General features: G+C 69.2%; 22 protein-coding genes and 4 pseudogenes. 12 read left to right on the top strand and 14 right to left on the bottom strand.

Going from position 1 to position 20998, the window contains the following annotated elements; all coding sequences use genetic code 11:
- Window positions 1-80 precede the first annotated feature (80 nt).
- Both A2U95_RS31505 and A2U95_RS31500 read left to right on the top strand, forming a co-directional pair.
- Window positions 81-392, top strand: a pseudogene (locus A2U95_RS31505) (IS5/IS1182 family transposase); the annotation flags it as partial.
- Between the two features lie 62 nt (window positions 393-454).
- Entirely contained in the window at window positions 455-1219 is a 765-nt protein-coding gene (locus A2U95_RS31500) for a maleylpyruvate isomerase family mycothiol-dependent enzyme (RefSeq protein ID WP_166029373.1), read from the top strand.
- 18 nt (window positions 1220-1237) lie between these two features.
- Here A2U95_RS31500 and A2U95_RS31495 read toward each other — a convergent pair.
- The 3 genes and pseudogenes from A2U95_RS31495 to A2U95_RS32255 all read right to left on the bottom strand — a co-directional run.
- Window positions 1238-1363 (bottom strand): annotated as a pseudogene (locus tag A2U95_RS31495) (IS5/IS1182 family transposase); the annotation flags it as partial.
- A pseudogene (locus A2U95_RS33265) lies at window positions 1357-1565 on the bottom strand (hypothetical protein); the annotation flags it as partial. The pseudogenes A2U95_RS31495 and A2U95_RS33265, both read right to left, overlap by 7 nt.
- A gap of 156 nt (window positions 1566-1721) precedes the next feature.
- The gene (locus A2U95_RS32255) at window positions 1722-1898 is read right to left on the bottom strand and encodes a hypothetical protein (RefSeq protein WP_206283136.1); all 177 of its coding nucleotides are present in this window, start codon (window positions 1896-1898) and stop codon (window positions 1722-1724) included.
- A 239-nt stretch (window positions 1899-2137) separates the two neighbouring features.
- Here A2U95_RS32255 and A2U95_RS31485 point away from each other — a divergent pair, with 239 nt between their 5' ends.
- Window positions 2138-2500: a hypothetical protein gene (locus A2U95_RS31485; protein ID WP_166029297.1), complete on the top strand. Its 363-nt coding sequence runs from the start codon at window positions 2138-2140 to the stop codon at window positions 2498-2500.
- A gap of 144 nt (window positions 2501-2644) precedes the next feature.
- Here the strand turns inward: A2U95_RS31485 and A2U95_RS31480 are convergent, their stop codons facing one another.
- Window positions 2645-3127, bottom strand: a complete 483-nt coding sequence (locus A2U95_RS31480) for a hypothetical protein (protein WP_166029371.1) — start codon at window positions 3125-3127, stop codon at window positions 2645-2647.
- A 488-nt stretch (window positions 3128-3615) separates the two neighbouring features.
- On the bottom strand, window positions 3616-4755 hold the full coding sequence (locus tag A2U95_RS31475; protein WP_166029369.1) for an alkene reductase: 1140 nt from the start codon (window positions 4753-4755) through the stop codon (window positions 3616-3618).
- A gap of 66 nt (window positions 4756-4821) precedes the next feature.
- Between A2U95_RS31475 and A2U95_RS31470 the strand changes: the two genes are divergently transcribed.
- A complete protein-coding gene (locus tag A2U95_RS31470; RefSeq protein WP_166029367.1) occupies window positions 4822-5229 on the top strand; it encodes a MerR family transcriptional regulator in 408 nt (135 codons plus the stop codon).
- 381 nt (window positions 5230-5610) lie between these two features.
- Here the strand turns inward: A2U95_RS31470 and A2U95_RS31465 are convergent, their stop codons facing one another.
- The 3 genes and pseudogenes from A2U95_RS31465 to A2U95_RS31455 all read right to left on the bottom strand — a co-directional run.
- On the bottom strand, window positions 5611-6561 hold the full coding sequence (locus A2U95_RS31465) for an alpha/beta hydrolase family protein (protein ID WP_206283135.1): 951 nt from the start codon (window positions 6559-6561) through the stop codon (window positions 5611-5613).
- A 76-nt stretch (window positions 6562-6637) separates the two neighbouring features.
- Entirely contained in the window at window positions 6638-7378 is a 741-nt protein-coding gene (locus A2U95_RS31460; RefSeq protein WP_166029363.1) for a TetR/AcrR family transcriptional regulator, read from the bottom strand.
- Between the two features lie 181 nt (window positions 7379-7559).
- Window positions 7560-7917, bottom strand: a pseudogene (locus tag A2U95_RS31455) (helix-turn-helix domain-containing protein); the annotation flags it as partial.
- Window positions 7918-8486: 569 nt separating this feature from the next.
- On the opposite strand from A2U95_RS31455, the gene A2U95_RS31450 reads away from it, so the two are divergent.
- Window positions 8487-9158 carry a hypothetical protein gene (locus A2U95_RS31450; RefSeq protein ID WP_166029361.1) on the top strand — a complete coding sequence of 224 codons (672 nt, stop codon included), beginning with the start codon at window positions 8487-8489 and terminating at the stop codon, window positions 9156-9158.
- A gap of 266 nt (window positions 9159-9424) precedes the next feature.
- Here A2U95_RS31450 and A2U95_RS31445 read toward each other — a convergent pair whose 3' ends face one another.
- From A2U95_RS31445 to A2U95_RS31430, 4 genes are all read right to left on the bottom strand, one after another.
- Window positions 9425-9859: a hypothetical protein gene (locus A2U95_RS31445; RefSeq protein WP_166029359.1), complete on the bottom strand. Its 435-nt coding sequence runs from the start codon at window positions 9857-9859 to the stop codon at window positions 9425-9427.
- Between the two features lie 131 nt (window positions 9860-9990).
- Window positions 9991-10662, bottom strand: a complete 672-nt coding sequence (locus A2U95_RS31440; protein ID WP_166029357.1) for a hypothetical protein — start codon at window positions 10660-10662, stop codon at window positions 9991-9993.
- Between the two features lie 88 nt (window positions 10663-10750).
- Window positions 10751-10969 carry a hypothetical protein gene (locus A2U95_RS31435; protein WP_206283134.1) on the bottom strand — a complete coding sequence of 73 codons (219 nt, stop codon included), beginning with the start codon at window positions 10967-10969 and terminating at the stop codon, window positions 10751-10753.
- 665 nt (window positions 10970-11634) lie between these two features.
- Window positions 11635-12981, bottom strand: a complete 1347-nt coding sequence (locus A2U95_RS31430; RefSeq protein ID WP_166029355.1) for a VCBS repeat-containing protein — start codon at window positions 12979-12981, stop codon at window positions 11635-11637.
- Window positions 12982-14202: 1221 nt separating this feature from the next.
- Here A2U95_RS31430 and A2U95_RS31425 point away from each other — a divergent pair.
- Window positions 14203-14832, top strand: coding sequence for a hypothetical protein (locus A2U95_RS31425; RefSeq protein ID WP_166029353.1), 630 nt, complete (start codon window positions 14203-14205; stop codon window positions 14830-14832).
- Window positions 14833-15130: 298 nt separating this feature from the next.
- Here the strand turns inward: A2U95_RS31425 and A2U95_RS31420 are convergent, their stop codons facing one another.
- Window positions 15131-15298, bottom strand: a complete 168-nt coding sequence (locus A2U95_RS31420; protein WP_166029351.1) for a hypothetical protein — start codon at window positions 15296-15298, stop codon at window positions 15131-15133.
- Between the two features lie 315 nt (window positions 15299-15613).
- Here A2U95_RS31420 and A2U95_RS31415 point away from each other — a divergent pair, with 315 nt between their 5' ends.
- The 6 genes from A2U95_RS31415 to A2U95_RS32250 all read left to right on the top strand — a co-directional run bounded on the left by A2U95_RS31415 (window position 15614) and on the right by A2U95_RS32250 (window position 19952).
- Window positions 15614-16258 (top strand): hypothetical protein, encoded by a 645-nt coding sequence (locus A2U95_RS31415; protein WP_240958523.1) that lies wholly within the window; start codon window positions 15614-15616, stop codon window positions 16256-16258.
- Between the two features lie 410 nt (window positions 16259-16668).
- Entirely contained in the window at window positions 16669-16806 is a 138-nt protein-coding gene (locus A2U95_RS31410; RefSeq protein WP_166029347.1) for a hypothetical protein, read from the top strand.
- Window positions 16807-16824: 18 nt separating this feature from the next.
- Entirely contained in the window at window positions 16825-17370 is a 546-nt protein-coding gene (locus A2U95_RS31405; RefSeq protein ID WP_166029345.1) for a DUF4328 domain-containing protein, read from the top strand.
- Between the two features lie 266 nt (window positions 17371-17636).
- Window positions 17637-18296, top strand: a complete 660-nt coding sequence (locus A2U95_RS31400; protein WP_166029343.1) for an RNA polymerase sigma factor — start codon at window positions 17637-17639, stop codon at window positions 18294-18296.
- On the top strand, window positions 18293-19399 hold the full coding sequence (locus A2U95_RS31395; RefSeq protein WP_166029341.1) for a CU044_5270 family protein: 1107 nt from the start codon (window positions 18293-18295) through the stop codon (window positions 19397-19399). The genes A2U95_RS31400 and A2U95_RS31395 overlap by 4 nt, the downstream gene beginning before the upstream one ends.
- Before the next feature lie 253 nt (window positions 19400-19652).
- Window positions 19653-19952, top strand: coding sequence for a hypothetical protein (locus tag A2U95_RS32250; RefSeq protein WP_206283133.1), 300 nt, complete (start codon window positions 19653-19655; stop codon window positions 19950-19952).
- On the opposite strand, the gene A2U95_RS31385 is transcribed toward A2U95_RS32250, so the two are convergent.
- Window positions 19945-20883 (bottom strand): GlxA family transcriptional regulator, encoded by a 939-nt coding sequence (locus tag A2U95_RS31385; protein ID WP_166029339.1) that lies wholly within the window; start codon window positions 20881-20883, stop codon window positions 19945-19947. The genes A2U95_RS32250 and A2U95_RS31385 overlap by 8 nt on opposite strands.
- Window positions 20884-20998 lie beyond the last annotated feature (115 nt).

Genomic DNA, 20998 nt, shown 5'->3' with positions numbered 1-20998 from the left:
GGCTCCGGTGTTCACCGCACGGAAGGGTTGACCTGGCTTGGAACGACCGGCACACAGGTGGGACCCTTGTCCGAGGACGTAACGTCAACCTCGACCGGGGCGACGACAACAACAAGTCCCGCACTCCGCTCCGGGAGTCGGGCTTCACCGGTGAGATCGCCCGCAAGGGTGTACCCGCACCGATCCAGGCCGGTAAGCGGTGGGCCGTGGAACGGACGCACTCGTGGATGAACGGCTACGGCAAGCTCCGGCGCTGCACCGAGAGGAACGGCGCGGTTATTGAGTTCTACCTCCACCTCGCCGCGACTCTCGTCACGCCCCGTATGCTCGTCCGGCGCTCGACGAGCCGCTACCGCTGGGACGGCCGCCCCACCATCCGGCGCCTCAAGTGATCCATCTGCCGGTCGGTCTTAATCGAGTGCGAGAGTCCCGGTCCGGGTGATACAAGGTCCGCATGACTGGTCATCTCCCCTTCCCCGACCTGCTGCGGATGATCGACGAGCGTTCCGCCGCGTTCCGCGCCGCCGTCGCCGCGGCCCCCAGCCTCGACGCCGACGTCCCGTCCTGCCCGGGCTGGACGCTGTACGACCTGGCGAACCACCTCAGTGAGGGGGACCGTTTCTGGGCCTACATCGTGCTGAACACCGCGCCGGGCGACGAGCGGCCGAGCAAGGACGGGCTGGCGGCGCCCAGGGAGCGCGAGGCCCTCATAACCTGGCTGGCCGACTCGACGGAGCAGCTGCTCACCGCTCTGCGCGAGGCCGGCCCGGACCGGGGCTGCTGGGCCTGGTGGGAGCCGCTGGCCTCGCCGCACACGGTGGCCGCCGTGGCCCGCCGCCGCGTCCCGGAATCGCTGATCCACACCTACGACGCCCAGCTGGCCTCCGGCACCCCGCAGGAGCTGCCGACGACCGAGGCGGTCGACGCCATCGAGGAGTTCCTCGCCACCGTCTGCACCGGCACAGTCCCGTGGCCGGGCGAGCCCGCCACCATGGACTACCACGCAGCCGAGGCCGGTTCCTGGCGCCAGACAGTGGACGCCGCCGGTTCCCGTTTCACCCGCCTCACCGCGGCGGAGGCCGCCGAGAGCAAGCCCACCGCCGCCATCTACGGCACGGCAAGCGAGATGGCCCTGCTCATGTACATGCGCATCCCGGCCAGCTCGCTGCGGATCGAGGGCGACGCCGGCCTGCTCCAACAGCTGCAGGACTGGGGCTGAGGCCGACCGGCAGATGGATCACTTGAGGCGTCGGGTGGTGGGGCGATCGTCCCAGCGGTAACGGCTCGTCGAGCGTCGGACGAGCATGCGGAGCCTGGCGAGAGTGGCGGTGAGGCAGAGGTGGAAGTCCACGACGCGTAGCCGGAGCAGTGGACCAGCGCGAGCACGATGTACTCGAAGACGGTCCGGTCTGGAACCCGTCGCCGGTGGCAACCCGGCGGATGGCTCTTGGCGTATCCGGTCCGCACTGCAGCAGAGCTGCGAAGTGGTCCCACAGGGGTTCCGAAAGGCATGCGGACCGCAGGCACGAGCGCTCCGGGTGATCACCGAGCGTCAGGAACCCCATGATCACTCAGACTCACGCCTGCCTTGGTTCGGGCCCGCCTGGGCCACCCCACCCATCATCTGCCGGTCGGTCCCACACGAACGCACGCTCCCCAACCCGCCACCCCGAGGCTTGCTCTTTCTCTCGTGGAGCGGCGGCACGGTGATTGACCGCCCCCTACAGCCCGGATGGGAAGACGCGCGCGGCACCACCGGCGTCCTGGACTTCTTCGAGGAGCTGACCATGGACGTCGACGACATACGGGACGAGGCCAACCGGCTGCACGACGCGGCGGGCGGTGACTTCGGCCTGGCGCGGACCACCGGGAAGGAGGCCCGTGACCTCTGCGTCCACGAGTTCAAGCAGGCATACGACCTGCTGCGGCTGCGGCGCCGACTCCGAGGACGGAGCCGGCAGCGCCCCCTCGCCCGGTTCCCCGGTCCGGCCACTGGCCTACCAGCAGCACCCGCCCGGCCCGGCCCCCACCCGCACGGCACGCCTCACCGACCCCGAGTCGCCAGCCGTCGCCTACCTCGGGGCCCGCGAGACTGCTGCCGACGCCCACCGCCCCGCCCCGGCGGGCCGAGGCGTACATGGACCCGGACAACCCGGAACGCGGCCTCGGCCAGCCGGTCTGGGACGCCCCGCCCCCGGGCACGGTGCGCAAGCCGGTGGGGATCACCACGAAGACCGTCCGCCGGGAAGGAACCAAGACTGTCGTTCGAGCCACCTACACCCTCGCCCTGGCCGGCATCACCACGATGACGACCGAGGACACCGCGATCACCACCTACCTGGTGTGCGAGCAACAGTCCGACGGCACCTGGCGCGTCACGGGAGACCCCGGACCTCGCGCCCTGACACGGGAACGTCCGCCCGGACACATGGAGCTGGCCGCACGGCAGGGGAACTCCAGGCCGTCATCTGCGCGAAGACAAGAGCGGGTCAGATCCTGACGCCGATCGCTGTCGCGCAGAGTGCCTCCATGCGCACCGCGCGGTCGTCGTCGGCAGGGGCCTTTACGCAAAGGGCGGGCAAGCGGTGCAGCGGACGAAATATGTTCTGAGTTCACGATCCGGCGACGGTCCCGCGCCGTCCGCTCAGGACACAGGGTCCGTGTACCGGAACGTCACCTGCACCCGCGCCGGACTCCGCAGCTCCTCGGCACCTGAAGGCGCGCGCTCGACGAGGATCGTTCCGTACCGAGGCGTGCTGGACCAGGCCGGTGCCCGCAGGCTTTCCCCGCACAACCCCTCCGGCAGCTCCGTATCCCCGGGGTTCATGGCGTACTTGACGACATCCCTGTCGGCGAAGAGTGAATCCGTATCGGGAATCAGCCCGGCCCGCACCAGGTAGTCCGGCACCTGGTCACTGACGAAGGAGACGATTGCCTTGCCGTCGTGGGTGTAGTACCGGACATCGGTGGCGTCCTGCGGCAGCATCGCCCCGCCCGCCTCGATCGCTGCCGGCAGGGCCACCTCGCTGCCGTCGCAGGCGCGGGGATCACCGAAAGGATGCGTCAGGTCGTCCCAGAAGAGCCCGGTCACGCCTCCGGCCGCGACCAGGACCGCGAACACGGCCACGAAAAGACAGGAACGTCGTCTCCTCGGCGCCTTGGTGGACCCGCCCCCGTCTCCGTCTCCGTCTCCGTCCCTGTCAGGTATCCGGTCGCTCATCCGGCCTCCCACCCTTCCGCGTCATCGGCCACGAAGCATGCCAGAGGAACCGCTACAGGGGTGCCGCGCCGGCACGAGCTCGCGGGCGCGGCATGAGGTCGGCAGATGGGCGGCCGCTGCGGCTGCAGCGGTTCGAACACCCCGAACCGATCCTGCTCGAGGTCACCGCCTACCGCGCCGAGCCGTTCCGACTACGTGCTCGCCCCTGCTCTCGAGCCGGGCGGCCCCGTCCTCGTCACCGAGCTTTGGCTTCCTGGCTCCTGGTGGATCCTGATGAGGGACTTGGAAATCACCAGTCCCGCTCTTCCTCCTCACGCGGTTGCGACCTCGACGAGAGGGGATGGCCAAGACGCGACAGAGGGGCCGGCCGGCAGGGTGGGGCCGGTCCCTGGTGGTCATGGTCCGACGGGCTCCGGCGTCTCAGCCCGGTGCTGGAGGTCGGCCAGCAGGGGATAGTCGGTGTATCCGGCCGGACCACCCGTGTACATCAGGCCCTCGTCCCGCACCTGGTTGACGGGGGCGCCGATGCGCAGTCGTTCCACCAGGTCGGGGTTGGCGAGGAACGGTCGGCCGAGTGAGATCAGGTCGGCTCCGGCGGCGAGGAGCTGCTCGCTCTTGTCCCGTCCACCGTCGGCCGGTAGCGGTTTGCCCCATCCGAGGTCCGGGTTGGCGATCAGCGTGCCGGGCCAGATCCTGCGGATCTCCTGGAAGAGCGGCTGGTGGGGGTCCGCGAAGACCATGTGGAGGTAGGCGAGGCCGGCATCGGCCAGGCCGCTGATGAGGGCTGGATAGATCTTCTCGGTGTCGCCCTCGTCGATGCCGTTGACGGTGAGCCCGGGAGCGATCCGTATCCCTACCCGTTCGGGACCGACCGCGTCGGCGACGGCACGGGCCACCTCCACGACGAACCGGATCCGGCCGGCGACGGAGCCGCCGTAGGCGTCGGTGCGGTGGTTCGTTCCCTGTGCCAGGAACTGGTGGAGGAGGTAGCCGTTGGCGGCGTGCACCTCCACACCGGCGAATCCGGCGTCGATGGCGTTGCGCGCGGCAGCGGCGAAGTCGGCCACGGTGGCGCGGATCTCGTCGATCGTCATCTCACGGGGCACCACGGCGCTCCGGTGGCCACCGGGTGTGAAGATCGTCTCCGGGAGCGGGACGGGCGAGGGGGCGACGGGCGTCATTCCGCTGGTGTCGGGGTGACCGACCCGGCCGCCGTGCTGCAGTTGCAGGAACATCCGGCCCCCCGCGGCACGCACGGCGTCGGTGACATGCCGCCATCCGGCCACGTGGGCGTCGTTGTAGATGGCGGTGATGTTGGGGTAGGTCTGCCCTACGGCGTTCGGCGTGGACGCCTCGGCGATGATCAGTCCGGCTGAAGCACGCTGGGCGTAGTAGGTGGCCATGATCGGTTGAGGTACGCCGTCGGCCGTGGCGCGGTTGCGGGTCATGGGCGCCATCACCAGGCGGTTCGGCAGATGCAGGGTACCCAGGGAAGCGGGCTCGAAGAGGCGGGAAACAGCTGATGCGTTCGTCATGCCACGTACGGTAGAAGTTGACATCAGTGTCAGGTTCAAGTCCAAGGTGGGCATGCGGGGTGGGCGATGCGGATCGGTGAACTGGCCCGGCGCAGTGGCGTGAGCAAGCGTTCACTGCGCTACTACGAGACGCAGGGACTGCTGAGGGCCGAGCGGACACCGGGTGGCCAACGGCAATACGGTGAGTGGGCGGTCGACCGGGTCATCCGCATCCAGGCCCTTTACGCCGCGGGACTGAACAGCAAGAAGATCGCGCAGTTGCTCCCGTGCATGCGGGACGCGGACGGAGCTCCGAGCGAGATCGCCACGCAGCAACTGGTCAAGGACCTTTCCGCGGAACGGGAGCGCATCAATCGAACGATCGCCGACCTGCTCCGCTCCCGCGACGTCCTGGACGAAGTCATCGCCACGGCCTCGGCCGTAGGCGTCTCCACCGACTCCCGCGCCGACACAGTCGGGGCCGACCACGGGTAACGCACGTCGGCAGAGGCCACGCGGAACCTCCCCGATGCAGGAACCCATCAAAAACCGACCTGAACCCCGGTGGATGGGAAATGAGGTGAGCGAGCCCGGGGAGCCTTTGAGCAGCAGCGGGGGAGTTTCAACGAGCGCCAGCAATCCGGCTCAAGGGTGGCGCAGGCGTCCGAAGTGACTGGTGCCGATGAGTACGCCACACGCAAAGGACCGGTACCTCACGCACCGCACGCCCAGCACGCACAACCGGGGCATGAGGAAGGTCCTCGCCAAGTGCCCCAAGGCCTGGTGGCGCTGGTTTGCGCCTTGCGTCGCTGGGGGCGGGCCAAGACGTTGCCGGCGTGGCCCGCCCCTTTCTGGTGTGGCGGATGAGGGCTGGGGCTACTTCATGTGGATGGCGAACCAGTCCAGCATTTCCTTGGGCTCGCGCTGGAAGTGCAGGTAGCCGTCCCAGCGGGCGGTGGTTCCGTGGACCCAAACGAGTTTCTTGTCCTCGGTCGGGATGTTGTCGAACATCGCCTGGACGTCGTCGGGGCGGGTCAGCAGGTCGTCGTGGACCTGGTAGAGGAAGGTGGGGATGGTGACGCTTTTGGCGGCCTCGACCGGTGACATCTCGGAGAAGGGGAAGCTGACGATCCGGCGGACCTTTTCCTCCAGCTCGGCGATGCGCTCGGGCAGGCCCAGCATCTCCAGGGTGCGCTGCATGGTCACGCCGACCGACAGCGGCTGCGGGGAAACGACGCAGCGCACGCCTTCGAAATGTTCGGGGTACATCTGCATGGCGAACATGGTCGCGTTGGAGCCCTGGCATCGGCTGAACAGACCGACGGTCATGTCCTTGAGGTCTTCGCGGCCGCGCACATACTGCAGGGAGCCGACGACGTCGCGGGCTTCGAAGCGGCCACCGCTGCCGATGCCGCCGTTGCCGGTTCCGCTGTGGCCGAGGTTGCGCATGTCGTAGGTGAGGACGTTGTATCCGGCCTCGTGCAGGATGCGGTAGTCGGGCACGAAGTCGACCTCGAAGTCGTTGCCGGTACTCGCGCCGATCGACTTCCACGGCTCCAGGTGGGCGGGAAAGCCGTAGCGGCTGAACCACAGGGGGTGATTGGCGATGATCAGCTTGTCCGATCCATCGCAGGGGATGTACCAGGCTTCCAACGGCACGCCGTCCATGGAGGGGAAGAACACCTCCTGGAAGGCCAGGCCGTGATCGGCCGGGGTCTTGAGGATCGGCGAGCGCATGGGGTGGCCGAAGCCTTGCGCGATGCCGTCCAAGACGCTCTGGATCTCGTCTTCGCTGAGGACCTGATCCGTGTGCTGGATGGTGCTCACGTACTCCTCCTTCATGTCGAGTCCGCAGATGGGGGGAGCCTGCCGACGGTGTGACCAGTCGCCCTGGAGGGCGCCCTCAGGACGGGGCGCCGCCTGCCGTGGGGTCTGGGACGGACAGCTGGGCCAGCCATTCGCGCAACAGCGTGACTTCCGAGGCACGCAACGTGCCGACGGAGCCATGCGGCATCTCCGCTTCCAGTCGCGCGGCGGCTCGCGCGAGCCGCGGCGTCACCGAAGCCGCCCCAGGGACGGCCGGCGGGCCGATGACTGCCGCGGTGACGGCGTCACGCACGAGGGCCGACAGGGGGTCGCCGGCTGCCGCACGGGTGCGGATCAGATGCAAAGTGACCCCTACCGCGGCCGAGGCCACCATGTCCGCGGCCGTCCCGATCGGCATGCGCAGCCGTCCGGCTCGCTCCAGGTCACGCATCATCGCCACGAGAACGGCGTGGGCGTGATCCGCCGGAGTCGTACCGCCGCCTGTCGGGCGGCCGTACATGATGTTGTAGATCGCGGGGTTGGTCACCCCGAACTCCACGTGCATGTCCCAGCCGCGAAGCAAGTCCTCGACCGGATCCCCGGTCGTCTCCAGAGCCTGCTTGCGGGTCAGGTAGCGGCTGAACCTGTCCGCCGCCACCTCTCGCAGCAGCCCGTCCTTGTCGCCGAAGTGGTGGTACAGGGTCGGCGCTGTGACGCCGGCCGCGTCGCACACTTCGCGGGTCGAGAACTCCCCACTGGCTGATGCCGCCAGAAGATCGGCGGCCGCGTCGATGATCAGCGCGCGGGTTCGCCGGGCCGATGAAGCTTCCTTCGCCATGTAGTGATGGTACATAAAATTACTCTGGAAGCACGTATAGCGTCTATCGACGCTATACGGCGTCGCGCTTCCCGCCAGCGGGTCAGGACGGTTCAGCTGCAGCATCCTCGTCACGCAGAGGCCGGAGCCCTCCGGGCAGGTCGGGGAGCTGGAAGGAGTACCTGCCGAGCGCGTTGATGTGGTCGGCGACGATCGGGACGCCCTGGCGTTCGCAGATCCGGATGATGCGATGGGTGCGGGCGGCGGTCAGGTCGTGGCATCGACCCGGCAGGGCGGGAGAGAGCCTCCCGGGCGATCGCACTCGCTGAAGGTGCCGTCCAGGAGCACGTAGTCCGGGCCTCCTCATGCAGGGTCGTGAGCGGGCCCGGAGCCCGGCCCGCGAGGAGTCGCACGACGGTGGTGGTGTAGGCGTGGGCGGTGCCCACAGATACGCCGAAGTCGGCGGCGATCTGGGCAAGGGTGTCGTACTTGCGCAGGTAGGCGAGCTCCGGGATCCGCATCCAGAGTCGGCCTCCTTGGACGAGGGCTGGCCTTTCCACCTTCCGGAGCAGGCGCTGAATGACACGAAGAGCGTCGCCGTACGGGAAGTGCCCCGGCTGGGTGTTCTCCGGTGGCACAGAAACAAGTTGACTCTTCTTTGGCCTTGACGGGACCAGTACCGGAGAGGTGGTCGGCACGTTGTCCGCGGACAACAAATCTTGTGATCCCCGGAGAGGTGCTGCAGTAACGCAAGCACCCGTGCTCTGGCGGGCGAGCCGGCCGACAACCCGTTCAACGGGTGGCCGCGCCGGCACCGGCGAACGGTCCGCCGACGTCACCCTCACCAAGGCGTGACGCCTCGGGCCGAGCATCGGTGATGACGACCAGGACACGTTCACGCGCGTGTAGGGAGTGGATGCGTCCCGGTTGAAGCAGGCGGTACCGAAGCTGACGCTTTTGCGCACGACGCGGCGGTTGTCAGAGATCCTGGCGGGAGCCAGCAAGGGGTGACATCGTCGTTGCCTGCCCGAGCACGAGTTCAGAGGTGGCTCAAGTCCCTTGTTCGGCAGGTGGCCTGCTGGGCATGATCGACCGCACCATCTGACCAGTGGTTCCGGGGGACGAGAACGTGAAGACCAAGAAGACCTTTCTGCCGGCGTGCGCTGTTGCCGTGGTGCTGGCGGGCACGGCTGCCTGTACCGCGGACGGCGACGCGCCGGCCGCCAAGGCCACAGCCGCAGCCCCGGCCACAACCGCGGCCGGCACCACCTGCCAGGACGGCACCTACTCGTGGTTCAACGTGGACCAGCGGCACGTCCTGACGGGTGTCGCCGAGAAGGAGAAGATCGACAGGAAAGGTGCCGAGCTCACGCACCAGCTGACGCCGCTTCACACACCGCGCACCGCCGTCACCTTCGAGAAGGGATCGCCGGCAGGCGATGCGGAGCACGCCCTCCGCTCGCTGGCCGTCCTCATCGGGGAAGCGAACGCCGACGACGACGGCGTGAGCACCGAGTTCACCAACGTCCACAGGGCCGCACCGGACCTCGACAACGGCAGCACCGCCATCGACGGCGTCGGAACCTTCGTGCAGTACGCCTGGGTGCGACAGGTCACCGCCGACTTCCGGCACACCTGCGGGGACGGCAAACCCGTGACGGGCCGGGCCGCCGGCTGGGTCATCGACGGCTCAGGCACCCTGGAATGCTCCACACCGATCGAGAACGCGAAGAAGGAGGAGCCGGCCCTGGACGCGGCCCGCCTCTCCTGCGGCCCCGACGCCCCGGCCGCCCGGACCTGACCGACCCGGCCGGACACGTCCGCACGCCCGGCACGTCATCCCGGAGAAGACCGACAGCCAGGCAGCCCGCCTGCGCGAAGGATCGCGCGGCGGACGACCGGGCCGCTTCGACGAGAACCGCTGCAAGCAACGCAATACCGTCGAATGGACGATCAACCGCCTCAAGCAGTCCCGAGCCGCTGCCACACGCTACGACAGGCGCGGTTACGTCTTCCTCGGCACCGCCACCGCGGCGTCCGTTGCGATTCGGTTCCGAACGTGAACTCCTACGCGAACCAGCAGTAGACGTTCTGGTCCTGGCGTCGGGCACTGCCGGCGAGAGCAGCCAGGTCACTCAGGATCACTTCGGCGATCTCCGGGTCGATGGCCTCGCCGTCCTCCGCCCGCTGGGAGGACCACGCGACAGCGGCATCCTTCACCTCGGACCGCTCGGCCTCGGCGAGCGCTGCGGACAGGCGAGGCGAGACCGCGAAGACGACGCACCCGTCATCGTCCTGGCCGGCGACGATACGAGGCTCGTCAGCTTCAACGAGTTGCTCGAAGCTGACGTCGGCAAACAGACACTCCCACTCGACCACAGCCTCTTCGGGATCGAAGTTGCCGAAGGAGAGCGACTCGAATGCGCGTCGCGGCCCGGTCTGAAGGACCAGAGCCGCTGACGCGTCATCCGGAGCCGCGAAGAACTCGACGATGATGCTCACTCCGGCATCATGCTGGACCGTCCACGACCACGATCGGCCGGACAGGTCCGAGCCAGCCGCTCCCGCACAGCGGGGGCGGCGGATCGGTTCCGGGACGGCATGGTGGATGCTTCCCCCGGCGGGATGCGGAGTCAGGGCGCAGCGGCGTGCTCGCGCTGCATGTGGTCGTCGACGGTGCGCAGCAGCCCGCGCAGGGCTTGTGGCGTCGCCCATCCGATGACGGGAGTCAGGACGGCGGTCATCGCCCGCTCGCTGGGGAAGAGCACGAGGGCGGACTGGGCCTCGGCGGTGAGCGGAGTCAGGAACGCGTCGCAGAAGGGGTGCTCGGACTCGACAGCGGCCTGGAAGGAGTCCTCAAGGGTTGCGTGATCCCCCTCGTACACCCAGTTGACACCGAAACTGGCAAGGTGCGGGAACCTGACGCCGATCTCCCAGCGGGCCATGGGCAGTTGGTCGTGGTCGTCCGCCGGTCGCTGGTCCAGTGCCCGGAGCTTCCCCGTCAGGGAACGCAGGCACGCGGTGGCATCCGTCCCGGCGCCGGCTCGCCGCAGGAGGTCACGGAACAGCGGCGGCATGCCGTCCGTGCCGTCGGCACAGAGGTCGGCGACGTGGTCGAGCAGCGCGGTCACCGTCGTGACCGGGCACAGCCACTCCGCAGAACTGGTCGCGGCCGTGACGCGGACGAAGCGCCGCAACTCGTCGTCGAGAGACAACGTCCCCTCGGACTCCCGCACCATGGCGGCGAGCTCCAGGACCCTCCTCACCGGACCGTCACGGAAGATGCCTCCGATGTGCGAGGTCAAGCTGCCACCACCCGAGTTGTCATGTTGAGCCATGAGATGACTGACGTTCTGCCAAGGAATGAAGGGACACGACGTGATCGCCCGGTGCTCACCCCTCGGGGTCGGGCCACGGCGCCACCAGGGCTTGCCGGTCCGGAACGCGGGGACCGGAAACCATCTCCTGGATGGGCTCGCCGTTGAGCCGGCACACTTGCTCCGGGCCGCCGTCGCCGCCGAACAGGTAGCACGCTCCGCCGCTGGCGGCGGTGAGACCGGTGAACACCTTCCTGGTGGTGGTCGACCGCGCGAACAGGAGGCTCAGCCCCATCGTTCCCCCTCTGCCGGTCGAACCGCAGCTTCTCACGGCCCGTCCTGGGGGCGCCTGCCGGTTTTGGAGAGGCGCGCCGATCCGGCAACCACACGGGTTTCCCGTTCCTCCTCGCCTGCGTGAACTCACCGCACCCTGGTTGCCCTCCGACAGCGAAGGAGCGGTCGGCTTTCCGGCGACGGCCGCCAGGGCAGTGGCCTCGACGGCCGGGACCATTGCCGATGCCGGAGGAGCGGTCGGTTTGTTGTCCGCGGACAACAAACCGTTGGCCGCGGCCTCACGCACCGCGGCCAGAGCGGCTCGCTCCTCCTCCTTGGCCCGCGCTGCCGCCTCCTTGCTCCGCCGCAGGTGCTCCAGCTCCGAGAACCGGGCGCCTTCCGGCGTCACCAGCGTGGCCGCCAGGTCCCCGGGCAGCGCCGCGTCCGCCCGGAGCGTGGCGCTGATGACCGTGACGTGCAGCCGCTTCTCCGCGACCGCCCCCGGACCCCCGCCGTGGGTACGGCCCTCGGCGTTGCTGTCGGGGCTCCGCCCCCTGTACGCCGAACGGAGCCCGGTTCAGAGGCGAAGCCCCGTTTCAGGGGCGCGGGAAACTGCGCGAGTGGTCACGACAGGGCCGTACTTGTACGAACAAGGCGAACCCCAGGCAGCTGGGCGGGAGGCCGGGCCTACTGGAGCATGCCCCAGATGAGTTCGGTGTCGGCGTCGGTCACACCGGTCGTGGTGACGCCGGACGACGTGCCGGGGAAGCGCAGCGAGCCGTTGATGGCGCCGACGTAGAGGTCGGCCTTGCCATCGCGATTGGTGTCGCGGAGGCGGACCGGATCGCCGAAGCAGTCGTTCCATGCGACGCCGCCGGGGACGCCGGCGGTGTTGCGGGCGAGCCACTGGGAGTTGGTGCCGGTGATCCCGCTCGTGCTGCCGCGCAGGACGTGGACGCCGCCCTCGGTCGTCTCCTGGCTGATCTTCTCTCCGTAGGCGCCGATCGCGAGGTCCTTGTAGCCGTCGCCGTTGATGTCGGCGGCCGAGACGGAGGAGCCGAACAGGTCGCCGGACTCCGGGGTGCCGGCGACGTTGGTGGTGGCCTGCGTGATACGGACGGCGGTGGCGGGACCGGTGGAGGAGCCGTACCAGATGGACACCCGGCCCTGGTAGTTGTTGTACATCTGGCTGCCCGCCGCGAGGTCCCCGTAGCCGTCCTTGTCGAAGTCGGCGATGACCGCCTCGCTGGGGTCGCCGTAGTTCGTGACGAGGCGCAGGGTCTTGCCCGCGCTGAGCGTGGAGCCACCCTTGATGAACCACGCGTCCGTGCCGAAGTTGTCGGGCTCGTCGGTGATTCCGATGATCACCAGATCGGTCCTGGAGTCCCCGTTCATGTTGCCCGAGACCAGGGACGCGGGCGCGAATTTCGTCGTCTTGTCGTGGCTGGTGACCGAGCCTGCCACACCGGTGCGCGTGATGCTGCGGTAGACGTAGGCCTTGCTCCCGCTGATCGCGGCCAGGTCCTTCTTGCCGTCCCCGTTGAAGTCCCCGGCGGCGAGGTCGCGGCCGAAGCGGGCGTTCGACACCTTGGCGCCGGCGTTGGGGATCGCGGTGCCACCCGAGAGGCCGGTCGCGCTTCCCCACAGGATGACGACGCCGCCCTCGTCCGTGCGTCCGTCGACGTCCTCGCGCGACACCGACACGGCGAGGTCCCCGTATCCGTCGGCGTTGAAGTCGGCGGGCACCCGGACGTCGCCGAACTGGTCCTCCGCCTCGTCGGCACCGGGGACACCGGGGCTGCCCTGGGTGATCAACTGGGTCTGGGTGCCAGGTCCGGAGGCGGTACCGAAGGTGATCCGGACGCCGCCGCCCTTGCTGTACTGCTCGTAGGTGTAACTGGCGTAGTCGCGGTAGCCGTCGCCGTTGAAGTCGTCCGCGTACCTGGCCGCCGCCGCGCTGGCGGGAGGTGCCGTGAGGACGGGGGCGAGGGACGCCACGAGGAGTGCCGCGCAGGCTGCGGGGCGAATGCGCATGAAAGTGTCTCCTGATGATTCTGTGCGACCGCTCCTGTGCCGATTGATGTCTCGGGGACCACAGAGACAGGAGCGGTTGATGATTAGGGGACAGCCGGACGGGAGGAAAGGTTGCAGGCGGAGGAGCCTTGTTTCGGTGGCCGTCGACGAACAGCCGCTTCCGCTCGGCGGCCGTCAGCCGCCGACGGCCCCACCGGCACCGGTCAGCGCCAGTCGGCCAGTGGGTCGAAGCCGAGCAGCACGACCTTCTTCCGGCGCCTCACCTCCGAGGGCCGCCACCCCTGGCTCGCGGGGGGCCTCAGGGCGGGACGGGCCGCCGGCGGGACGGGCCATGTACTGCGCGGGCGGGCTGGGAACGCTGTCCCGGGTGCGCCTACGCCGGCCCGCCGGCCGGACTGGCCGCCCACGCGCGGGCCGGATCCTGCACTACCTGGGCTCCGGCCCTCCTCCCCGACCAGTCCTCCGAGCCGGCCGATACCGAGCTTCCCTGCGCGCCCGCCCCGGCCCCGGCCGCCAGGCCTCCGACCCCGGCCGCTTCCGGCGCCGCACGGCCACCTCCTGCCCGGACCGGACGACGCGGCGTGGGCCGGCATCCCGCTCGAGGCGTGCCGTCGACTTCGGCTGACCGCCCACCAACTGGTCACGCTTGTAAGAGGTCCGCTGAAACAGCCCGCCAGCCGGCGCCTGCTGACCGCGGCCCGGGCGGCAGGCCGGATACGGATGGCCGGCACGCACCGGCTGCTCCTGCTGACCGCCGAGCGGGAGGACTTCGGCAGCTCCCGCAGTCAGCTGACCGCCGCGGTCCACCAGGCGCTGGAGAACTTCGTGGCCCAGCACCTGCAGCAGCCGCCCGCCCCGGCCGGCGAACCCGCGTGCGCCGCCGGCTGGCCGCTGGGGTCCGCCGGCACGGGTCAGCACCAGTCGGCCAGTGGGTCGAAGCCGAGCAGGGCGATCCTCTTCCGGCGCGTCGCCTCCGAAGGCCGCCATCCCTGGCCCGCCGGGTACATCAGGGCGAGACGGGCTCCCGGCGCCCACCCGGTCCGGCGCCCGCCACGGCCACGACCCGGGCGAACGCAAGAGGAAGGGCCCAAGTGCGGGCACGGTCTCGAAGGCGCTCCGAGCGCGAACAGCGGACGAACGGCACGAGCCACCGGAAGCGGAAGACGCGCAGCTGACCGGCAGCAAGACCAGATGAGGCGGGAAGAGGACATGACCTGGGCTATGAGCAACGACTACGCAGCGGTTCTGACGACAATCAACGCCGCTGTGCTGTTGGTCGGGACCGTGCAGTACACCGGGTTGATGCGGAGGGTGGGCGACCGGGTCTTCACCACCAAACGGCAGCAGACGGAAGCGAAGCGCCAACTGATCGAACAGCAACGCGGTGGCATTGATCCTTCCGCCGAGGCGCTCCTTCAGTTACGGAACGAGCGCAGGGAACTACGCAAGCGGACGCTTCCCAACCTGGTGGCAAGCCTGGTCTGGTCGGCCACCTGCCTCCTGATGATCACCAACCAGATGCAGGTCCTGGCATGGCTGGGAACGGCTCAGCCAGGCGCTGCGGCGACACTTGCAAGGCGGAGTTTCCTCGTGACGCTCATCGGCGTCTCCGTCCTCGTTGCGGAGCCGCTGGCTCGTGGTACCTACAGGCTGTGGCGCGGACTCTGGAAGGGGTCGCGCGGATACAGGACGCAGTACACGCGCCATGAAAGGCGGCGCCTGCAACGCCAGATCCGTACGGCAGTCCTCTCGCCGCCCGAGCCCGCCACCGCTCCAACGCCGCCCCGCCCCGACACTCAGCCGGCCCCGTCTCCCATGACTGACCAGGTGGCGGACCAGCACCAGGCGTAGTCCTGGTAGAAAGGGGCTGTCATCCTGATCCCTGGCCGCCCGGAGCCGACCCGACGGTGGCGCGCCCGGACCCGCGGGATCCTGAAGGAAGGCCGCGCCGCCCCCACTCACAGCACGCCCTGCCCGACACGCTGGCCGCCGGAACGACAGCGGGGCCGGACCCGGCGTGTCCTGCCCGGGTTTCCGTGCCGCCGCCGAGCAGGCCGAGCTCACTCAACGCCCCCTCCCGCGCCTGCACCGGTAGCCACCGGCCCCTCCGGCCGCCGCGCGCCGGCGGGTTGCCCGGCCATGCGGGCGGTCAGCACATGGTGAGCTGTCCGTGCTCGGGCAGGCCGAGGTCGACGACCTGGCAGCGGGGGAGGGCGGCGGCGAGCTCGCGGGCCTCCGAGGCACTGCGCGCCAGGACCAGCTCCTCCAGGTCCTCGAGGCCGGCGGCCAGGTAGCGGGTAGGGCCGCACGACCGCATACCGCCTGCGCCGCAGCCCCACCGTGTAGACGGGAACCCCGTAAGCGAAATCGGCCCGCATCGCCGATTCCTCGGGGATCTCCACCCGCGCACCCCCGGCCCTCTCACCGCCGTGGTGTCCCCGTCGGCCGCGTGTCACGCGCCCTGTCACGCTCCTGGAGAACTCGCCCGTGGCCTGCGCAAACACTCATCAAGAGCGCTCCGGGGCGCTCGGCATGACAACGTGACAGCCCTCTGGCCGCAGAGTCTGCAAGCCGGCACCCACGCACGACCGGTCCGCGTACGATGGCCGACTCGAGAGGTGGTGGCATGACCATGAGAAAGCACCGTTGGCACGCGGCAGCCGTGACAGCACTGCTGCTGACCGGCTGTGGCGGGCCGGAGAGCGACGCCACCACCGGCGAGGCGACGCCGCTCACGAAGGACCAGGTCGGCCGGGCCCTGCCGGACGGTGAGGCCATGACAGGCTGGGAGCAATCCTTCGAGTCGACGGCCATCGAGATGAACGAGCTCTACCGCTCGCAGGCCTGCCCTATCAAGGGCAACGCCGGCTGCGGGGGCGCTCGCTTCTTCGGTGCTTCCACTTTCAAGCGCGGCGAGCCCTTCGCCTCCCTCACCTTCCAGATCGTCGCCTACGACAGCGAACAGGCCGCCCAGGACGCGTACCGGGTGCTCTGGGACGGTTACTACGGCACCCGGGCGGGGCAGAAGGCCGAGCCGCTCGACTTGGGCCCGATCGGTGACGAGCGCGACGCCCGGCTCGGGACCTCCGGCATCGACGGCGAGCCCGGTGCGGTGACCCAGATGCGGGTCGGCACGACACTGCTGTGGACCATGGAGGCCGCCACGCGCAAGGGCGACATCGACGCCGACAGCGTCCAGGACCTGGCCACGATGCTCGCCCAGCGGTCCCAGCAGGCCCAGAACAGTGACGAACCCTCCGCCACGCTCAACGACTGACCGCTCGCGACGCCCGTTGCCGGTGGACCCTTCGGCCAGCCGCTGCCCGGGCGGCGCAGCCCGGCGGGCGAGGCGATGTCCAGGCCGTGTGGCCGCAGCGCGCGGGCGAAGAGACCCGGATCCTCCTGGAAGATCCGGTGCATAGCCTCGTGGGAAGAACTGACCATGCCCGGAACCTAGGCCCACCTGCCGTTACGACAGAGGCATATGCTCCTGGCTCACCTGAACGAGTGGCGCGGCCTTGCGCGCATGCCCTTCCGCAGGACAGGAGGCCTCGCTCTCCGCGGCGGCAACCACCGCCAGAGAACTCCCTGGACGCCGTGTTCCCCCCGACGTAGCGTTCCTCCGCCCGTCCGGGATCTGCCCGCACGCGGTTCCGCCATGTCGCTCAGGGGACCAGCACCTTGTCCTTGTCCTTGTCCTTGTCCGCGCCCGACGCGCTCCACCCGCCCGCGCAGCGCGGCCCGTTGCTCGCGCCCCGCGGCCCCCTCCTCGCACTGATCGCGGCGCTCGCGGCGTACGCACTCGTCGCCCTGGTCGACGTGTAGGTCGGCGTTCGGCTGCACGTGCTGGCCGGCGAGGAACAGCGCGCCCCCGTCACCTCCCCGGAGGCGCTGGAATCCTGGTACGAGTTGTACGACGCGGTCGGCCGCCTGCAGACGGCGGTGTACGCGCTGTGCGCGGTGGCCTTCGTCGTCTGGTTCTTCCTGATACGCCGCAGCGTGGAGCGACTGGCTCCCGACCGGTTCGGCGCGGGTCCCGGCTGGGCGATCGCGGCCTGGTTCATCCCGCTGGTGAACTTCGTACTGCCCTACCGGATCGCTGTCGGCATGTGGTCGGCCTGCAACCCGACACCGCATGCCGACGGGCGGTCCCGGACCCCGATGTGGCCGGTGCGCCTGTGGTGGAGCCTCTTCCTCGCCGCCAATCTGCTCAGCCGGCACGCCGCCCTGATGTTCGACATCGCGCAGACGTTCGCGGACCTGCAGACGGCCGTGGAGTTGTACATCGTGGTCGACCTCCTGTTCGTCGCTGCCGCCGGTGCTGCCATCCACTTCGCGGTGCGGCTCACGGCCATGCAGCGGGCGAAGGCGGCCACGGCCTACTGCTGAATCTCGCGCTGCCGCCCACAGGATTTCTCATCGAGGTGTCTGGATGTGCTGGTCGAACCTGGCCTGGTCCGCTGTTCATTGCGGGACTCGCGCTGAGACATCGGGTGAGTATCCGTGCGGCCTCGTGATGAGAGACACCTGTTCACTGTGGTGAGGGTCGGCACCTCCCGCCGCCACGAGTGCCGGTCTCCGTACCGGCAGCCGTGTGTTCCAGATCACGGGAAGCCGCTGCCAGTTCCGCACAGCTGAGAGAAGTGAGCACCGATATGCGTACCCGGGTACGGGCCGGGGATCCCAGCGCGTTCGCGGAGCTGTTCGACAGCTACTCGCGCGCCGTCTACAACCACGCCTACCGCCTGACCGCCGACTGGTCGACGGCCGAAGACATCATGGCGGCCACCTTCCTCGAGGCCTGGCGGCTCCGGGGCAGGGTCGACCCCGAGGGCGGCTCGCTGCGCCCATGGCTGTTGGGCATCGCCGGCAACATCGCGCGCAACCAGTACCGCAGCAACCGTCGGTACCGGGCCGCCGTCAAAGCCGCGGCGGCAGCCGAGACGTCCGTGGCCGACCACGCCGACGAGGTCGCCGCACGCGTCGACGACCGGCGGAAGATCGAGGCCGCCCTGGCAGCCCTCGCAGCACTGCGCGCCCCCGAACGCGAGGTCGTCGCCCTCTGCCTGGGCGAGGGCCTGGACTACGAGGCGGCAGCAGAAGCACTCGGCATCCCGACCGGCACCGTGGCCTCCCGACTCTCCCGCGCCCGCAAAAAACTCCGCGCCCTGGTCGGCGGCGGCAGCAAGGCGCAACGGCCGTCCGGAACCACCAGGAAAAAAGCTTCGGGGAAACGGGAAGGCGCCACCCCCGGCCGACAGACAAGAGGCGATCACCACATGACGACCCGGCCCGCACAGGAAGGAAACCGATGAACGGCGACATGTTCCGGGAGAACCCGGTTGAGCAGGACCCGAGCTCTGAGCTCTTGTCCGCCATGGCCCGTGATCTGCCGGCGGGCCGCCACCAGTTCCACAAGGAGCGCCTCATGGCCCAGATCCACGAAATGCGGCAGGAAGAACAGAAGGAGACGGCACAGACCCCCCACGTCACTCCCCGACGCTTCCGGCTGCCCCGCCCCGCCATCGTCCTGCCCGCCCTGTCGGTCGTCCTGGCAGGCGCGGTCTTCGCCGGCCTGGCGGCGTCCACCGGCGCACAGAACGAAGACGGCGGAGTCGCCACCGGACCCGTTCTGACCACGCAGATCGGTCCCGCCAGCACCGAAGGCGTGCCCCGGCTCCTCGACCAGATCGCGCTCGCCGCGGCCGCCACCGCACCCAGAGCCGTCAAGCCGGGCCAGTACATCTACATCGAATCCAAGACGGCCACCACCTACGTGCGAACCGTCGACGGCAAGGCGTCCGTGGCGTCCGACGAGCTGCACCGCCGCCAGGTGTGGGAATCCGCAGACGGCACCAAGGGCTGGCTCATCGACCCCGCAGTCAACGACAGTCCTGAAGGCGAGACGCTGAGCCTGCCCGACGAACAGGGCAACACCCCCAAGGCCTACCTCAACAACCCCTCGTACGACTACCTCACCCAGCTCCCCACCGATCCCGACATCCTGCTCACCAAGGTCTACGACGAAACCGAAGGCATGGGCAACAGCCCCGACCAGCAGGCCTTCACCACCATCGGCGACCTCCTCGGCGAAAGCTACCCGCCCGCCGAGCTTTCCGCCGCACTCTTCAAGGCCGCCGCCAAAATCCCCGGCGTCGTCATCGTCCAGGACGCGGTCGACGCCGCCAACCGGACCGGCGTGGCCGTCGCCCGGCTCGACGAGACCAGCGGCCGACGCGACGAATGGATCTTCGACCCGAAGAACCACGACTTCCTCGGCCGGCGCACCGTCCAGGTGCGCGAGAACACCACCGGCGAGGACGCCCTCATCAAGCCCGGCACGGTCGTCTTCACCAGCGCCGTCATCGACCGCGCCATCGTCGACGACATCAAGAGCACGCCCGACCGGAACGACTGACCGCTAGACACACCTCACGACGAACACGACGGGACTGCCCGACCCCTCCGGCCAGGAGAAGATCCCCTCCCTATACGTCAATCAGACGGTAGGTTCCCTGTGCGGGTCCCCGGTGGAGAGCCGGGGACCCGCACATGAAGAAGGCAAGTGATGTGGCTGGGGGCCGTCCTGTTCGTTGGAGGAGCCTGCATCTCCCCCTTCGTGCCGTGGCTGCTCCTCCCGTCCCGCCGGACGGCAGGAGCCGTGACTGCAGGTGCTGAATCTCGTGCTGCCGCCCACAGGCTTTCTCATCGAGGTGCCTGGATGTGCTGGTCGAACCTGGCCTGCTGAAGGGCTGGACATCGATCCGGAGGACCTGGCGCAGGTCTCGCCGTACCTGACCGAGCACATCCGCCGCGCCGGCGAATACTCCACCCACGAACTCGGCGACGAACCGGCTGCCTACGACCCCCGCCTGGACATCGACTTCATCCCACTGCGCGGCGAGGAAACCGTCGCGGTCGGCTGCACGCCGCCTGAACCCGGAGCCTGCATGTCTGCCCGGGTCAGCTGAAGGTGCGGCGGTAGGTCTGCGGGCTGACGCCTGTGGCGCGTTTGAAGCGGTCACGGAAGGTGGTGGGTGAGCCGAAGCCGACTTGGCTGCCGATGCGTTCGACGGAGTGCTTCGTGGTTTCGAGAAGGTGTTGTGCCTGGCGGATGCGGGCTCGGTGGAGCCATTGGAGCGGAGTGGTGCCGGTCTGGTCGCGGAAGCGCCGGATCAGGGTTCGGGTGCTGGTCCCGGCACGCGAGGCGATGTCGGCGAGCGTGAGGTCGCGGGACAGGTTGTCCTGCAGCCAGGCGAGCAACGCCTCGAGTTCGGCGCCCCGCGGCGTGGGGGTGTGATCATGGACGATGAACTGCGCCTGCCCGCCCTCCCGTTCGAGGGGCATCACCGACAAGCGGGCGGCGTCCGCGGCTACGGCCGAGCCGTAGTCACGGCGGATCATGTGCAGGCACAGGTCCATTCCCGCGGCGGCGCCGGCCGAGGTGAGGAACTGGCCGTTGTCGACGTAGAGGACGTCAGGGTCGACGTCGATGTCGGGGTGGGTGGCGGCCAGCAGGCCGGCCGCGCGCCAGTGGGTCGTGGCGCGTAACCCGTCGAGGAGCCCGGTGGCAGCCAGAGGGAAGGTGCCCACGCAGATGGAGGCGATCCGGGTGCCGTCGGTGGCGGCCGAACGCAGCGCGTCGCGTACGGCGGGCGGGAGCGCGGCCGTGAGGTCGTTGACGCCCGGCACGATGATCGTGTCCGCGTCCTGCAATCCTTCCAGGCCCCAAGGCGCGCGCAGGGTGAACGCTCCGGCGTCGATCTCGTCGTGCTCGGCGCATACCCGAACCTGGTAGCCGGGCCGTCCATCGGGCAGGCGGGTCCGGGAGAACACCTCGATGGGAGTGGACAGGTCGAACGGAATCACCTGATCCAGCGCGAGAACGGCAACGGTATGCATGGCCAGAACATACCCTGCCATCGGACTGTCTGAGTCATGGTTCTGCCCGATAAATTCCACATCCGCCCAGCTCACAGCGGTCGGCAACGTGTTGGCATTATTCCGTTGAAACATG

The sequence above is a fragment of the Streptomyces chilikensis genome (assembly GCF_001642695.1).
Lineage (GTDB): Bacteria > Actinomycetota > Actinomycetes > Streptomycetales > Streptomycetaceae > Streptomyces > Streptomyces chilikensis.
This window is presented reverse-complemented; position numbering and strand designations above follow the sequence as displayed.